Annotated in this window: 12 protein-coding genes; all 12 read right to left on the bottom strand. The window is 30.9% G+C overall.

Features of this window, described 5'->3' with window-relative positions; genetic code table 11:
• Positions 1-112: 112 nt before the first annotated feature.
• The 12 genes from pyk to I4V16_RS07130 all read right to left on the bottom strand — a co-directional run bounded on the left by pyk (position 113) and on the right by I4V16_RS07130 (position 16,920).
• Positions 113-1,531, bottom strand: a complete 1,419-nt coding sequence (gene pyk, locus I4V16_RS07185; protein ID WP_027097256.1) for a pyruvate kinase — start codon at positions 1,529-1,531, stop codon at positions 113-115.
• A gap of 64 nt (positions 1,532-1,595) precedes the next feature.
• Positions 1,596-2,555: a 6-phosphofructokinase gene (gene pfkA, locus I4V16_RS07180; RefSeq protein ID WP_049180033.1), complete on the bottom strand. Its 960-nt coding sequence runs from the start codon at positions 2,553-2,555 to the stop codon at positions 1,596-1,598.
• A gap of 410 nt (positions 2,556-2,965) precedes the next feature.
• Entirely contained in the window at positions 2,966-6,544 is a 3,579-nt protein-coding gene (locus I4V16_RS07175; protein ID WP_195541877.1) for a DNA polymerase III subunit alpha, read from the bottom strand.
• 15 nt (positions 6,545-6,559) lie between these two features.
• Entirely contained in the window at positions 6,560-7,507 is a 948-nt protein-coding gene (whiA, locus tag I4V16_RS07170) for a DNA-binding protein WhiA (protein WP_027097259.1), read from the bottom strand.
• Positions 7,508-7,616: 109 nt separating this feature from the next.
• On the bottom strand, positions 7,617-8,966 hold the full coding sequence (locus tag I4V16_RS07165) for a gluconeogenesis factor YvcK family protein (protein WP_049180035.1): 1,350 nt from the start codon (positions 8,964-8,966) through the stop codon (positions 7,617-7,619).
• Complete coding sequence (gene rapZ / locus I4V16_RS07160; RefSeq protein WP_049180036.1) at positions 8,963-9,841, bottom strand: RNase adapter RapZ; 879 nt, start codon at positions 9,839-9,841, stop codon at positions 8,963-8,965. The genes I4V16_RS07165 and rapZ overlap by 4 nt, the downstream gene beginning before the upstream one ends.
• 400 nt (positions 9,842-10,241) lie before the next feature.
• Positions 10,242-10,565, bottom strand: coding sequence for a hypothetical protein (locus tag I4V16_RS07155; protein WP_049180037.1), 324 nt, complete (start codon positions 10,563-10,565; stop codon positions 10,242-10,244).
• A 195-nt stretch (positions 10,566-10,760) separates the two neighbouring features.
• A complete protein-coding gene (murB, locus tag I4V16_RS07150; protein ID WP_049180038.1) occupies positions 10,761-11,678 on the bottom strand; it encodes a UDP-N-acetylmuramate dehydrogenase in 918 nt (305 codons plus the stop codon).
• A gap of 124 nt (positions 11,679-11,802) precedes the next feature.
• Positions 11,803-13,665 (bottom strand): excinuclease ABC subunit UvrC, encoded by a 1,863-nt coding sequence (gene uvrC / locus I4V16_RS07145; protein WP_195966627.1) that lies wholly within the window; start codon positions 13,663-13,665, stop codon positions 11,803-11,805.
• A gap of 92 nt (positions 13,666-13,757) precedes the next feature.
• Positions 13,758-15,230, bottom strand: a complete 1,473-nt coding sequence (locus I4V16_RS07140) for a penicillin-binding protein 2 (protein ID WP_049180040.1) — start codon at positions 15,228-15,230, stop codon at positions 13,758-13,760.
• Between the two features lie 2 nt (positions 15,231-15,232).
• Entirely contained in the window at positions 15,233-16,456 is a 1,224-nt protein-coding gene (locus tag I4V16_RS07135) for an FtsW/RodA/SpoVE family cell cycle protein (RefSeq protein ID WP_049180041.1), read from the bottom strand.
• A 23-nt stretch (positions 16,457-16,479) separates the two neighbouring features.
• Entirely contained in the window at positions 16,480-16,920 is a 441-nt protein-coding gene (locus tag I4V16_RS07130; RefSeq protein WP_049180042.1) for an FHA domain-containing protein, read from the bottom strand.
• Positions 16,921-16,928 lie beyond the last annotated feature (8 nt).

Raw genomic sequence — 16,928 nt, 5'->3', positions numbered from 1 at the left:
GATATTATACATTATATCCTAATATATGGATGCCTATTTGTAAACTTTTTGTTAACTTTAAATAATTATATAAAAATAGAGCATTGATAATTTCAATGCTCTATTGTATATATTATTCTACTACGCTTATCTTCATTAAGTTAGTAGCTCCAACCTTATCAACTGGCACTCCAGCAGCTATAACTACTGTTTCACCCTTATTAACGAATCCATTCTTTTCAGCTATTTCAACTGACTTATCCATCATTTCATCTGTAGATTCTACTCTATCAGCAACTATTGGATATACTCCCCATGAGAATGCTAATGACTTAGCAACCTTTTCACATGGTGTTACAGCAATAATTGGACATTCTGGTCTGCATTGAGAAATTCTTCTAGCAGTTGCACCACTTTGAGTTGAAGAAATTATAGCTGATGCTTGTAATTCATTTGCAGCATTACATGCAGCTCTTGAAATAACTCCTCCGATAGCTGGTATATGTTTCTTAGCTTGTGATACAGCTATTTCATAATCTAATTGCTTTTCTGTTTCTGTAGCAATTCTAGACATTGTTTGAACAGCTTCTACTGGGTAAGTACCGTTAGCACTTTCTCCTGATAACATTATAGCATCTGTACCATCTAAAATAGCATTAGCTACGTCTGAAACTTCTGCTCTTGTTGGTCTTGGGTTTCTAATCATTGAATCTAGCATTTGAGTTGCAGTTATAACTGGCTTACCTACTGCATTACACTTTTCAATAATCATCTTTTGAACTGCAGGTACTTTTTCTATTGGAATTTCAACACCTAGGTCTCCTCTAGCAACCATTATTGCATCAGAAACTTCTAAGATTGAATCAATGTTATCTACACCTTCTTGGTTTTCGATCTTTGAGCAGATCATGATGTGTTCTCCACCATTTTTGTTTAATAGTTCTCTTATAGCAACAACGTCAGCAGCTTTTCTGATGAAAGATGCAGCAATCATTGTTACTCCAATTTCACAACCGAACTTTAAGTCTGCTTCATCTTTAGCAGTTAAAGCTGGTAGCTTAATTGATACTCCAGGAACATTAACTCCCTTATGAGTTCCAACTAATCCAGTATTGTTAACAACACAGTGAACCTTATTTCCTTCTACAGACTTAACAGTTAATCCAACTAAACCATCATCTATAAGAATAGTGTCTCCTGCTTTAACATCGTTAGCTAATCCTGCATAAGTTACTGAGCACTTTGTTGTATCTCCAATAACTTCTTCACCTGCATATATAGTAAAGTCTGTACCTAATTGTAATTCAACTTTGTTTGGTTCAAACTTACCTGTTCTTATTTCAGGTCCTTTTGTATCTAAAATAATAGCAATTTCCTTATTGTACTTCTTAGCTAATTCTTTAACTTTATTAATTCTTCCAGCATGTTCTTCATGATCTCCATGTGAGAAGTTATGTCTTGAAGCATTCATACCTGCTTCTATAATCTTCGATAATACCTCTTCGTTTTCACTAGCTGGTCCTATAGTACATACCATTTTAGTTTTTCTCATGTAAATAACACTCCTCTTTAATATTTTTTCCTCTATTAATATTAAAATATAAAATATTAACTAATTATTTTGATAAGACTTCTGCAATATCGTATAACTTTTCGTCAAACTTTCTTTCTATTGCTAATGCTTCGTCTATATCGTCATCGATTATTTCGTTATTTCTTATACCAATAACTCTTGAAGTCTTTCCTTCCATTAGTACCTCTACAGCTTTCGCACCCATTTTTGATGCTAAAACTCTATCATAAGCACTTGGGCTTCCACCTCTTTGAATATGTCCTAAAATAGTAGCTCTTGTTTCTATTCCAGTAACATCTTCTACTTCTTTTGCTAATTCAAAAGCTCCACCTATTCCTTCTGCTAGAAGTACTAAGTTGTGCATTTTTCCATTAGCTTTTCCTTCAAGAATTGTTTTGCATAATTCATTTTTATCGAAATCTTTTTCTGGAACAACTATAGCTTCTGCTCCTCCTGCAAGTCCTGCATATAATGCAAGGTCTCCACAATGTCTTCCCATTACTTCTACTATTGAAACTCTTTCATGAGAAGTGGATGTATCTCTTATTTTATTTATTGCGTCTAATACTGTGTTTAATGCTGTGTCAAATCCTATTGTATAATCTGTGTAAGCTAAATCGTTGTCTATTGTTCCTGGTAACCCTACTGTTTTTACTCCTAACTTAGATAAAAGCTTGGCTCCTGTGAAAGATCCATCTCCTCCAATTACTACCAAAGCATCTACTCCATAAGCTTGCAGTATCTTAACAGCTTTTTTTCTAACCTCTTCTTGCTTAAACTCTACGCATCTTGCTGTTCTAAGGATTGTACCACCTCTTTGGATTATATCTGATACAGAGGTTCTATTCATGTTGAATAGCTCACCATTTATTAACCCTGCATATCCTCTTTGAACTCCCATTACTTCTAATCCGTTAGCTAACGCTGTTCTTACTACGGCTCTTATAGCAGCATTCATGCCTGGTGCATCGCCACCACTTGTTAAAATAGCTATCTTCTTCATATTTGTTCCTCCTTACACACCACCGGGACCGCTTAAGTCCCACACATACTAAATTTAACCACATATTAATGACCGTATTTAATTGTACAAAAGTTTTGTCTTTTTATCAATGCAATTAACTCAACTTTTCATACTTAGTTTATAGAATTTTGTCGTTTTATCTAAATTTACAATACTATTATACCCTAGCAAAGCTTAATTTATAAACCTTTTTAAAATATTTCACGATTTGATTTTTGTAATATTTTTCATTTGCATTTTTGTTAATATCATTATAAATTTTCAACATTTAATTATAAATCCACTACTTTTATTATTACTTTTTTAACATTTTATCTTTACATTATACTTTAACATAAAAAAAAAGCCATATTAGCACAAAATTTTAATGCTAATATGGCTTTTTTGGGCTATCCTTCTATAAGTTTAACATTTTCTTCTCCGAAGTGATTTTTTAAATTTTCTATAACTTCATCATCTTCATTTATCCATTTATCTTTAGATAATCTATAATTTTGCCTTTTTTCTGCATCAAATAAATATATAGGAGTATTTCCCAAACAATCTCCTATGATATTTTTTATAAAATTACTAGCTTCCCTTATTGCCCCTTTATCCTTAACTCTTATATAAAGTTTATTACCATTAATTTTTTCTAATCCCTCTATGTTTTCACATATAATTTTAGGTAATTCATCTTCCTTTATACTTACTCTGCCTTTTAATTTTACTAAGGTATCCTCTTTTATTATATGTCTAAGTCTATCTAGAGCTTTAGGGAACACTATTACTTCTATAGTACCTGTTAAGTCCTCCAACTTTAAGAAAGCCATCATGGTGTTGTTTCTTGTCACTTTTTGATTAACTTCAGTTAGTATACCACCAAGTATTACTGTATCATTATCATTAATTACAGGTTCTTCACTAATCATACTTTCATCTAACTCGGCATTTATACTCTCTAAGAATATTTCATATGACTTTTCTATAGTTTCAATGGTAGTTGATGTCTGTAGCTTTAAGCTTTGTTTATACTCATCTAATGGATGACCTGATAAATATAATCCTGTCATTTCTTTCTCCATCAAAAGAATATGTCTTTTATCAAACTCTTTTATATTTGGAAAAACAATCTTTGGAATATCAATAACGTCCTCAGCTAAACCAAAAAGACTCATTTGACCATCAATATTTCTCTTTCTTTCATTAGATGCACCATCCATAACTTTTTCAAATACAGCTAATAGTCTTGATCTAAACACTTTAAATTCATCTAATGCACCTGCTTTAATTAAGCTTTCTATAGCTCTTTTATTAACTGCCGAAAGATCTATCTTATCTATTAAATCTTCTAGGGATGTGAATTTTCCTTTTTCTTTTCTTGATTTAACTATACTTTCTACAACGTTCCATCCTACATTCTTAATAGCTGCTAATCCAAATCTAATGCTATCACCTTTAACAGTAAACTTTGAATAGCTCTCATTTATGTCTGGTGGTAAAACTTGAATTCCTTGACTTTCTGCAAACTTTATATAATTAGATACTTTTTCTGCTGTACCCATAACAGAATTAAGCATGGCTGCTATAGTTTCAACTGGATAATATCTCATTAAATAAGCTGTTTGATATCCTACTACAGCATAAGCAGCAGCATGACTCTTATTAAATGCATAGGATGCAAAATCCATCATTGTATCAAAAATCTTATTACCAGCTTCTTCACTAATTCCATTTCTAACACAGCCTGGAACCTCAACATTGCCATTTTCATCAGTTATTCCATATATAAAGTTCTTTCTTTCCTCTTCCATTACCTTATGTTTCTTCTTAGACATGGCTCTTCTAACCATATCACTTCTACCCATGGAATATCCGCCAAGCTTTCTAACTATCTCCATAACTTGTTCTTGATATACCATTACTCCATATGTAACATCTAATATATCTTCAAGTTCTGGCGCTATATAATTAACTTTATCAGGATTATTCTTGCACTCTACATATCTTGGTATTTCTGACATTGGACCTGGTCTATATAACGAAATCCCCGCAATTATATCCTCTAAACTATCTGGTTTTAATTCCTTCATAAAGGAAGTCATACCTGCTGATTCTAATTGGAATACACCTGCTGTTTTCCCTTCACCAAGCATCTTATAAACTTCTTTATCTTCAAAATCTATTTTATCTAAATCAATATCTATACCTTGGTTCTCTTTTATCATCTTAACTGCATCATTCATTACAGTTAATGTTCTAAGTCCAAGGAAATCCATCTTTAATAGTCCCAGTTCTTCTAGAGTTGTCATACCAAACTGAGTTACTATCATTTCTTCATTCTTTTGTAGTGGTACATATTCAACTAATGGCTTTGATGCAATAACTACACCTGCTGCATGAGTTGAAGAGTGCCTTGGAAGGCCTTCTAAATCCTTACTAACATCTATAAGCGCTCTTACCCTATCATTAGTGTCATATTCATTCTTAAGCTCTGGATTTAACTCTAGGGCCTTATCTATTGTAATCCCAAGCATAGTAGGAATCATTTTAGATATCTTATCCACTTCTGCATATGGATAATTCATTGCTCTTCCTACATCTCTTATACATGCTCTTGGTGCCATTGTTCCAAATGTTATAATTTGCGAAACATTATCTACTCCATACTTATCTACAACATAGTCTATAACTTCTTGTCTTCTTTCATAACAGAAGTCAGAATCTATATCTGGCATACTTACTCTTTCAGGATTTAAGAATCTTTCAAATAATAAGCTATATTTTATAGGGTCTATTTTAGTTATCCCAAGAGTATATGCTACTATGGATCCAGCTGCTGACCCTCTTCCTGGACCTGTTGGTATTCCATTCTCATTAGAGAATCTTATAAAATCCCATACAATTAAGAAATAATCAACATACCCCATTTGTTTAATAATGCCAAGCTCATATTCTAATCTATCCACATATTCTTTAGCTTTTTCACTTTTATCCACAATTAAATTAACATCTTGGTAATTTAATTCTTTATTTCTTAAGCATTCAAAGACATCATATCTTTCTATTAGGCCTTTATAGCATGTTTCTTTTAAATACTCATATGGATCTGCTCCCTCTGGGAGAGGAAACTTTGGCAACTTAGATTCATGGAATTTATAATCATAATTACACTCCTCAGAAATCTTTATTGTATTCTCAAAAGCTTCTGGTATGTACGAAAACATATCCCACATTTCTTCTGGAGATTTAAGATAAAATTGATCTGAAGGATATCGTCTTCTATTTTCATCTTCTACTGTTTTACCTGTTTGAATACACATTAATATATCATGTGATTTTGAATCTTTTTGATTTATGTAATGTACATCATTTGTAGCAACTAAAGGTATTCCTGTCTCTTTAGATATCTTTATGTTAGTTTCATTTACTTTTCTCTGTTCATCCATTCCATGATTTTGAAGTTCTAAATAAAACCCCTCTTTAAATATATCCTTATATAATAATGCAACCTCTTTTGCCTTATCATAATTATCTTTTAATATATTGCTTTGTACCTCTCCACCTAAACAAGCACTTAAAGCTATAAGACCCTCACTATGCTTTTTTAGATATTCGTGGTCAACTCTTGGTTTATAATAAAACCCATCTATAGACGCCTGTGAAACTATCTTCATCAAATTTTGATATCCAACTTCATTCTTCACAAGAAGTACTAGATGGTTAGTTGAATTTTCTTTATCCACCTGCTTTATATACATTGATTTGCTTGCAACATATACTTCACATCCTAGGATAGGTTTTATACCTTGCTCTACAGCTTGCTTATAGAATTCCACACAACCATACATAACTCCATGATCGGTGATAGCTATGCTATCCATACCCAATTCCTTAGCTCGCTTTATAATTTTAGAAACCTTTCCCGAACCATCTAATAAACTATATTCCGTATGAAGATGAAGGTGGCAGAATTTCTTTTCCCCCACACTTTCACTTCCTTTCTATTCACTAGCTCTTAATTCTTCAGCTATTTTTTCAATTTTTCTTAGTCTATGATTTACTCCTGACTTTCCAACTGGTGGATCTAACATTTCTCCAAGTTCTTTTAAAGACTCATCAGGATAATTTAGTCTTAGTTCTGCAATCTCCCTTAAATTCTTAGGAAGTCTTTGTAAACCTATTTGCGATTGAATAAGTTTTATACTTTCTACTTGTCTTACAGCTGCATTAACTGTCTTAGATAAATTAGCAGTTTCACAATTAACCAATCTATTTACGTTATTTCTCATTTCCTTCATTATTCTTATGTTTTCAAGTTCAAGAAGACAAGAATGAGCCCCAATTATATTAAGTAAATCTACAATTTGTTCCCCTTCTTTTATATAAATGATATAAGAATTCTTTCTTTGAATAACTTTTGAATTTAATCCATAACTATTTATAAGTTTTGACAAGTCTACTGCATATTCTTCGCTATGAGTTACGAATTCTAGATGATATGTCTTCTCAGGATTGCTTATACTTCCCCCACCAATAAAAGCACCTCTTATATAAGCTCTCCTTTCTTCATCATCCTTTACCATTTCATCCTCTATTCTATAGTTAATACTCATAACGCCATCAATTTCTCGTAATATACCCGTTTCCTTAAGAAGATTTCTTACGCCCATCTCTTCATCAATAACAACCATATATATATTATTCTTTTTTAGAGAATTACTCTTTTTTACCATTAACTTAGAATGTATATTAAAATTATCTTTTAATAATGTAAATATTAATCTCGCACTTCCAGGATTCTCTGTAGTTATTCTAAATGTTATACCTTTTCCACTAAATCCTATAGTTCCACTTACCTTCATAATTGCAGATATTTGTGCTAAGGCTTCAGACTTCGTTATATCTACATATCTACAAATTTCTCCTTTTACTTTTGATGAAAATGACATATGGTATTTCTCCTTTTATCTAAAAAACTATTATTTTATAATATTTAATTATAACATAAATTAATACTATAAACGACATAAGAAAAGAACTACCTTTACTTGGTAGTTCTTACAATCCAATTTCCTTATTACTTTTTTCTCTATCCTTAATTCTTTGTGATAAATACATATACTCAATAATTTTCTTTCTATCATACAATAACTTTTTCTCCATTATTGTATCAGCTAAAATCTCTGCAAGCTTATCTGCATTATGCTTAACAGTTCCATCTTTTATTTTTATTAAATCATCACAAATAACTTCTACATTTAAATCTTTTAAGTTATCTATATCTAACTTAGCCAATGTAGAACCTTCTTCTAGATATCTACTTTTTATTTCTTCAGATATTTCTCCACTGTTAGCTATTACATAGTCAACTATCTCTTTACCACCATATTTTTTTATTATTTTAACATGATCAGATACATCAAAATTGTCTGTTTCTCCTGGTTGCGTCATTATATTTGAAACATATATTTTTATAGCATCACTCTTTCTTACACTAGTCCTAATCTTTTTTACTAAAAGGTTAGGAATTATACTTGTATATAAGCTTCCAGGACCTATTACAATTGCATCTGCTTCTTTTATAGCGTCTAAAGCGTCCTTTAAAGGCTCCGCATTTTCTGGATTTATCATAAGCTTTTTTATTTTTGATTTTTGATTTAATGCCTCAACAGGAATTTGTGATTCTCCTACAACCTTATTTCCATTTTCAAGTATTGCTTCAAGTTGCATATCATCTAAAGTTACAGGTAAAACTTTTCCTGTAACCGCTAATACTGAACTCATTTTTTGAACTGCATCTTCAAAGTTGTCTGATATACCATCCATAGCAGCTAAAAATAAATTACCAAAGCTTTGTCCCTTCAAGGTTCCATCTTTAAATCTATATTGCAATAAATCCTCCATAAGAGGTTCTGTATCTGCCAATGCTAATATACAGTTTCTTATATCTCCTGGTGGTAGAATTCCCAAGTCTTCTCTTAATGTTCCTGAGCCTCCCCCATCATCTCCTACAGTGACAATGGCCGTAATATTAGATGTATAATATTTAAGTCCTCTTAACATTGTAGATAAACCAGTCCCGCCACCAATTACTACAATTTTAGGACCTCTTACAAGTAATCTTTTTTCATAAATCATACTTTCAATCTTTTTACTGTCTAATGAAACTTTAATATACCCTTTATTAACAAGCACAATTATTGACTTCATTGCCTCTGTAACTGAAATATATATTACAAATAAACCTGATAAGTTTAAAAATATATAAAACATTTTATAGTAGAAATCATAAAGTCTCTTTGTAACTAATTCTGTAAAACCAAAGGCTATTAATAATATACCAAAGATCCCAAATACAACCCATCTCTTAACCTTAATTCCAGGCTTTAACCAGTCTGAAAACCTCATAGTTTCTTTACTCCTTTATGTAGGTCTTCACTGATATCTCTATGTTCTATTCTTGAGTCAAAGCTATCATTAAGTAATTGTTCATGTATTGCATTAGCTATTGCAACAGAACGGTGTCTTCCACCTGTACATCCAATAGATACTATAAGCTGTCTCTTCCCCTCTTTTATATAATTAGGTATTAAAAATCTTAACATATCTTCTAATTTTTCAATAAAGCCTTGGGTTTCTTTTTGATCTAACACATATTTTTTTACTGGTTCATCACTACCAGAATACTTCTTTAATTCTGGTATATAGAATGGGTTTGGAATGAACCTAACATCAAATACCAAATCAGAATCTACAGGAATACCATATTTAAACCCAAAGCTTAATATAGTTATAGATAATTGCTTCTCTGGTGATTTCATATCTCCATAATATTCATTTATCTTTTCTCTTAAATCCCTTATAGCATATTTTGAAGTATCTATTATAATATCTGCCCTATCTTTTACTTCTCTTAACTTATTTCGTTCTTCACTAATACCTGTTAATACCCTTCCTTGAGGTGCTAATGGATGACTTCTTCTAGCTTCCTTAAATCTTTTCACTAAAATTTCATCAGAAGCATCTAGAAATAATATCTCATATTTAAACTCACTAGATTTTAAATACATTAATGATTCAAATAAATCATCAAAGAATACTCCTCCTCTTATATCTATAACCAAGGCCACCTTTTCAATATTCCCAGAGTTACATGCTTCTGCAAATTTAGGAATAAGCCTTGGTGGTAAGTTGTCTACACAAAAATAGCCCATATCTTCTAAGCTTTTAGTAGCTTCAGTTTTCCCTGCTCCCGATAATCCTGTAACTATTACAAATCTCATACTTTACCTCCTACTAAATCTTACTATTTACACCTATTATATCACACATCAAATGGTATTAACCTATAATAACTGCACAAAACATTTATTTAACAAAAGGTGTATTGCAATGACTTTCTCATTCCAATACACCTTTCAAAAAGAAGGTTTCACCTACTTAAATTTCTTTTCGTAAACATTGTAAGCTATCACTGCTAATGCAGTGCAACCAATTAGTATTGCACTTAAACAACCTACTGTCATAGTCAATCCTCCTACTTAATGTTAAGATAGGCCCCTTTAATGTACTAACTATATATTAAAGGAGGTGCTCTATAGATTTATAACATACTAGATTGACCACAAATGAAACCTTCCTTATTCATTTTACTTTTATATACTTGCTAATAGAACTCTTTAATTAATACTCTTTTCTTTTTATCTTCTCGTCTATACTAGAATTTAAACTATTCCATCTTGTTGAAGCAATTATAATCAATATTAATCCTATAAATGACCCAACTCTTCCTGCAAAATAAATAAGACCAGCACAAACAAAACATGCTATTGCCAATAAAATCATCCCATTACCAAAATCACTTGCTACTTTATCCTTATTTTTTATCTTTCTCAACCTTTCTTCATTAATAGAAGAAATAAAATCTATCTTCTTAGATACCTTAATTCTTAATCCAAAAATCAACAAACCTAACCCTATAATTGCAAATATAATAACACCAATCATTTATATCTCCCCTTCCTTTATTTAACTATTATATCACCTGCCTTTAATGATTTAAACAAAAAAGGTGAGGGATATTTATTTTGCTTGTTCCGTTGCAAGCTCCAAGTCACATCAAAACAAATATCCCCCACTCGTACTAAAAGGTAAAGAAATAAAGAGAGCCTATACAAAAGCTCTCTTTATCTATATTTCGCTCTATTTATCTTCTCCAATTATTCTTACTTCAGTATGAAGTTCCACTCCAAATTGCTTTTTAACTTCATTTTGGACATGGGCTATTAAATTTAATACATCTTCTGCTGTTGCACCATCTTTATTGATAACAAAACCAGAATGTTTTTCAGATACAGCAGCTCCTCCTACTGATGCTCCCTTTAATCCTGCATCTTGAATCAGTTTACCTGCAAAATACCCCTCTGGTCTCTTAAATGTACTACCTGCTGATGGATATTCTAAAGGCTGTTTAGATTCTCTTTTTTCTGTAAGTTCATTAACTCTTTCTTGTATCTTTTCTTTATCACCCTTAGTCAACTCAAAAGTTGCACTTAATACAAGTAAATTATCCTTCATAACTTTAGATGTTCTATATCCTAATTCTAGTTCTTTTTTAGATAGCACCATTATGTTTCCATCTCTATCTAACACTTCAGCTTCTTTTATTACATTCTTAATTTCACCATCATAAGCTCCAGCATTCATAAATACAGCACCACCTACAGAACCAGGGATACCACATGCAAATTCAAATCCTGTTAAAGAATTTTCTACGGCTTTCTTAGATACATCTTCTAAAAGAGTACCACTACTAGCCTTTATTGTATTATCCTTTACTTCTATAGATAATAAATTACTTAGCTTTATAACTACTCCTCTAATTCCGCCATCTTTAACTAATAAATTAGAACCATTTCCTATTATAAAATAAGGAATATTTTCATTCTTACATATTTTCAAAGTTTCAACCACTTGATTCACCTTTGATGGAATCAATAATATATCTACTGGTCCACCAACTTTAAAATGAATATGATTACTCATATTTTCATCTATCTTTATCTCCGAATCATTATATATCTTTTTAAAACTATCTATATACCTCAAATATTGATTCATACTACACTCCTTAAAAGTATTGTCAAAAATAATCTTTAAATAGTATAAAATAATTTCTACTACTTAACAAGTTACAACTTCTTAACCTTATATTTTTTTATTATATCATATTAAGTATAAAATGTTACTTTTGATTAAAATAAGAATATATACTTTCAGCAGTTCTTCTATCTATCGTTGGAGTTTCTAGTAATTCTTCTATTCTTGCCTTCTTTATATTATCCACGCTTCCAAACTTAGTTAGTAATGCAATCCTTCTCTTCTCCCCAACATTAGGTATATCTTCTAATACTGAATGCAATGTTCTTTTATCTCTTAATGTTCTATGATATGTAATAGCAAACCTATGTACCTCATCTTGTATCCTTCTAATTAATTGCATCAAATTAGAATTTCTATTTATTATAACTTCCTTATTATTATAAATAATACCTCTTGTTTGATGTTTATCATCTTTAACTAAACCACAAACATTTATATCAATATTTAATTCATTTAATACTTCTAAAGCAACATTAACCTGGCCTTTTCCACCATCCATCATAATCAAATCTGGAAAACTAGAAAACTTTCCTTTAGAAAAATCTAAATTTCTTTCTTGAATTTCCCTTATTTCCCTTAAACCATGCTCAAACCTCCTTGTTAATATTTCCCTCATACTGTTATAATCATTAGCACCTTTTACAGTTTTTATTCTAAATTTTCTATAATCACTACTTTTTGCTTTACCTTCTTCAAATACTATCATAGTTCCTACAGAATCTACACCTTGTATATTTGATATATCATATGCTTCAATTCTAAAAGGAGGTTCTTCTAAATTTAAAACTTCTTGTAGTTCCCCTACAGAAACTCTATTAATTTCTTTCTCTTTTAATATTTTATCCTTGAATTGTTCTAAGGTTAATTTCGCATTATCCTTAACCATTTGTAATAAGTCTTTCTTTTCACCTTTTTGTGGCACCTTTATCCAAACCTTAGATTCTCTTTTTATAGTTAAAAATTCTTCTAATAGTTCTAAATCTTCTACTACAGGAACATAAATGTTTTTAGCAATTTTTCCTGCTCCAGAATAAAAATTAATTATAAATTGACTTATTATTGTCTCATCACTTTCATCAGCTGTATTTTCTAACATAAAATGTTCTCTTCCAGTTATCTTACCATCTCTAAGGAAGAATACTTGAACACATGTGTCTTTTTCATCTTTATATAAATTAATGAAATCTTCATCGCCTTCAGTAACTCTAAACATTTTTTGCTTTTCAACTAGGTTTTCAATAGCTAAAATTTTATCTCTAAGAGATGCAGCCTTCTCAAACTTTAATTCCATAGATGCTTCTTGCATTTCATCTTTTAACTTCTTAAGTATACTTTTATCCTTGCCATTTAAAATATCTAAAACTTCATCAATTATTTTAGTATAGTCTTCTTTTGATATATAACCACCACATGGTGACATACATCTTTTTATGTGATAATTCAAACAAGGTCTTGTAGGAGCCTCTCCTTCAACAATATTCTTCTTACATGTTCTTATAGGGAAAATTTTTCTAATTAAGTTAATGGTCTCATATACTGCAGTTACATTTGTATACGGCCCAAAATATTTATTTCCATCTCTCACAAAGTTTCTTGTAACAAACACCCTAGGAAAGTCTTCATTAGTTGTAATCTTTATAAATGGATAAAACTTGTCATCCTTAAGTGCTATGTTATATTTAGGACTATATTTCTTTATTAAGTTACACTCTAATATTAACGCTTCCATCTCTGTATCTGTTACTATATATTCAAACTCAGCTATGTTTTTTACCATAGATCTAACTTTTTCTGAGTGATTTTTTGAATTTTGAAAGTATTGTCTTACCCTATTTTTAAGTATCTTAGCCTTACCAACATATATAACTTCTCCTAAACTATTTTTCATTAAATATACACCTGGCTTATCAGGTAAAACTTTTAGTTGATATTCAAAATCAAATATTTTAACCACCTCCTAAATTTATTCTAACTCTTTTTATATTAGTGTTCTACAAAAAAGAAGAAGATTAATCCTATAATCTTCTTCTCTAATTACTATTTTAATGCCGCTTTCATTACTGCTCCTGCAATTGGAGCTGCTGCTTCTGAACCATATCCTCCATTTTCAACTATAACAGCTACTGCTATCTTAGGATTATCTGCTGGTGCAAAACCTATAAACCAAGCATGAGGCTTTTGTAAGTTACCATTGCTATCTCTTTGATCAGCTGTTCCAGTTTTACCTGCTGCATTAATACCACTAAAATATGATCTATTTCCAAAGTTATTTTTAACCATATTAACCATATAGTCTTTTATTGTCCTTGCATCACTAGTAGGAAGTACCTGACCATACTTTTTATCTCCATACTTCTTTACTACATTCATATTTAAGTCTACTACTTGATTAACAAGCTTGGGTTCCATCATTACCCCATCATTAGCTATAGTGCTTGCTACTAAAGCCATCTGTATTGGAGTTGAAACAATACTACTTTGACCAATACCTGATTGAGCTATCATACCTACTTCATAACTTTCTAGAGTAGGAAATTCACTTTTTGAAATTGAGAACCCTGTAGAAGGAATATCTTTATTAAAGCCAAAATCTTCTGCTGTTTGTTTTAGAGTTTTATTTCCTAACTCTTGTGCCAAAGTACCAAACACTACATTACTAGAAACTTGGAAAGCTTTTTTTAAATCAATGTTTCCATAAACTTTATTTTGACTGTTAGATAAAGATTGACCACCACCAAGCTCTATCTTTCCTTTATCTTCAAAAATTCTTTTTGTTATTCCATCAATATTTTCAAGGGCACTAGCTGTTGTTATAACCTTAAAAGTAGATCCAGGTGGATATTTACCTGAAGTAGCCCTATTTATAAGTGGACTTCCTAAATCCTCTCCAGCATTAATTCTATTCATTACTGTTTCTAAATCGTTAGGATTATATGTTGGTTTTGATACCATTGCTAGTACTTCTCCGGTATTAGGATCCAAAGCAACTACAGCCCCTCTTCTATTTCCTAACGCATCATAAGCAGCCTTTTGAATGTCATAATCTAATGTTGTTATAACTCCATTACCTACTTTATTTTCCTCTTTACTTCTATCTTTAAATGCTTCTTTTAATGATTCAAAGCTTAAATCCTTAAAGAAGTTTCTTAATCCAACTTGCACACTACTATATGTAGTTAGCTCTGTATCAAAAGTTTTTTCTAAACCTGATAAATCATACTTTTGGCTGGCATAACCCAATGCGTGTACATATAAATCTCCATATACATATTCTCTAGATTGAGTTAAAGTCCCTGTTCTTTCGCTTTTAGTTAGCGCATTTTTGTCTCTATCGTATATTGTTCCTCTAACAACTTCATTTCTCTTTGCCCATAATCTTTTATTTCCAGCATCAGCTGCTATATCAGGCGCCTTAAATGTTTGAAAATACGCTATATATGATATTAGAGCTACAAAGAAGAATAAAAATATTATCATTACCTTTTTTACACTATCTTTAAAATCATTCATCTTTAGCCCTCCTCTGAAACCTTCTGTAATAAACCTAAGGTAAAGAACATTGTTACCATAGAACTACCACCATAACTTACAAAAGGTAATGTTATACCTGTTAAAGGAATAACTGCAAATATACCGCCTACAATTACTAAAGCTTGACATGCAATCATTATACTAAATCCAACAGCAACTAATTGTGAAAATTTATCATCCGTTACAAATGCTATTCTTATAGCTCTATAAAACAGCAAGAAAAATATTATCAATATTCCTATTCCAAATATTATTCCAAACTCCTCACATATTGCTGCAAAGATATAATCACTTTCCTTTACAGGAACAAATCCTGGATATCCTTGTCCTAAGCCAGAGCCAAACATACCTCCAGAAGATATTGAATATAATCCTTGAGTTACTTGATAATATCCATATCCATTAGGATCTGCCCAAGGATTTCTCCATATATCAACTCTTGTTCTTACATGTGGGAATAGCTTATATGCTATACTTGCCCCTACTGCAAAAAGACCAAGACAAGTAAAAGCATACTTTTTCTTTGATGTAGCAATATACAATACTGATACTGATATTCCAAAGAATATTAAGGCTGACCCTAAGTCTCTTTGTAAAACTAAACATCCTAAGAAAATCATTACTACTATAGCAGGCTGAATAAGCTGCTTAATATGTTCAAATCCCTTTTTCGTATTATCAAAATCCTTTAAAACTGATGCCAGATATATTACTAAGAATATCTTCCCAAATTCTGAAGGCTGAAACCCAAATCCCCCCAAGTATACCCAGTTCTTTGCTCCATTTAATTCTGTTCCCAATAATAAGGCCATAGGTGCAAAAATAAGAGTTGCTACTAAGTATATATTTTTATATTTTGCAAAGCTCCTAATATTAGGTACAATTACAACTGTCAAAATATATACAATAATACCTACTATAAACCAAACTATTTGTTTTATAGCTAATGATGTTTCTAGTCTATATAACATGGCTATTCCAATTACAGATAAAATTCCTGCAAAAATTAATAAAAATTTATCTCCATCTGGATAAAATCTTCTTATAACAAAATGTGAGTATCCTATAACTAAACACAATGCTCCACCAATTATAAGCGCTTTTTTATCTATAGGATCAGATAATATAGCTAAATTACTAAAAAGGCCTATACATAAAATGTAAGTAAGTATAAGTAACTTTCTTTCATCCTTTCGCATTTTCATATAATCACCTCTAACTCTTCCAGTTAACCTAATACCTTAAGCTTAGTTGTTCCTATTGTAACTATATCCTTGCTAAATAACTTGACCCTTCCATTAATTTTCTTATCATTAACAAAAGTTCCATTTGTACTATTTAAATCTTCAATTAACAATACATTATTCTTAACAATTAGCTTTGCATGATTACCTGATACATGTAAATCTTGCAATATAATAGAATTATCCTCTTTTCTCCCTATAGTTATAATACCTTTAACTGGAATTACTGAACCCTTCTTTAAGTTTCCTTCTTCACTAATTTCTATTACTTCCAATCCATGATTTTTCCTAGATTCTGAAGGCCTTTTTCTTCCGCCACCTTTAACATCTTTATACATTATCTTTAAGGCTGAGTATATTAAAGAATATAATAAAATTATAAAAAAGATTCCAAATACTATGGCAGATAATTTCGTAAAATTCATAACTTCAC

This window comes from Clostridium sp. 1001283B150210_160208_E6, from assembly GCF_015669365.1.
Classification (GTDB): Bacteria; Bacillota; Clostridia; order Clostridiales; family Clostridiaceae; genus Clostridium; species Clostridium paraputrificum.
The sequence above is the reverse complement of the archived record's forward strand: the minus strand, read 5'-3'. Positions and strand labels throughout refer to the sequence as shown.